Source organism: Pseudomonas persica, from assembly GCF_900291015.1.
In the GTDB taxonomy this organism is placed as follows: domain Bacteria; phylum Pseudomonadota; class Gammaproteobacteria; order Pseudomonadales; family Pseudomonadaceae; genus Aquipseudomonas.
The window spans coordinates 1-410 of the sequence record NZ_OLKL01000074.1; the positions used below are offsets into that span (position 1 = coordinate 1).

At 67.1% G+C, this 410-nt stretch carries 1 protein-coding gene; it reads left to right on the forward strand.

Translation table 11 applies throughout. The annotated features are described in order from the left end of the window. The coding region (locus FQ664_RS25755) for an Ig-like domain-containing protein (protein ID WP_144175820.1) at nucleotides 1–410 on the forward strand (410 nt) is incomplete at both ends.

Consider the following 410-nt stretch of genomic DNA (forward strand, 5'->3'; position numbering starts at 1 on the left):
AGCAATGGCATGGAAATCAGCGGTACTGCCGAAGCCGGCGCAACGGTCATCCTCACCGACGGTGGCGGCAACCCGATCGGCCAGACCACCGCCGACGGCAGCGGCAACTGGAGCTTCACTCCAGCCACACCGCTGGCCAACGGCACGGTGGTCAACGCTACGGCGACCGATCCAGCTGGCAACACCAGCGGGCAGGGCAGCACCACCGTTGATGCCATCTCCCCAGCCGCGCCGATCATCAACCTGAGCGACGGCAGCAGCCTCAGCGGCACCGCCGAGCCGAACAGCACAGTGACCCTCACCGACGGCAGTGGTAATCCGATCGGTCAGGCGACGGCCGATAGCAGTGGCAACTGGACCTACACCCCGACCACGCCGCTGCCCGATGGCACCGTGGTCAACGCCACGGC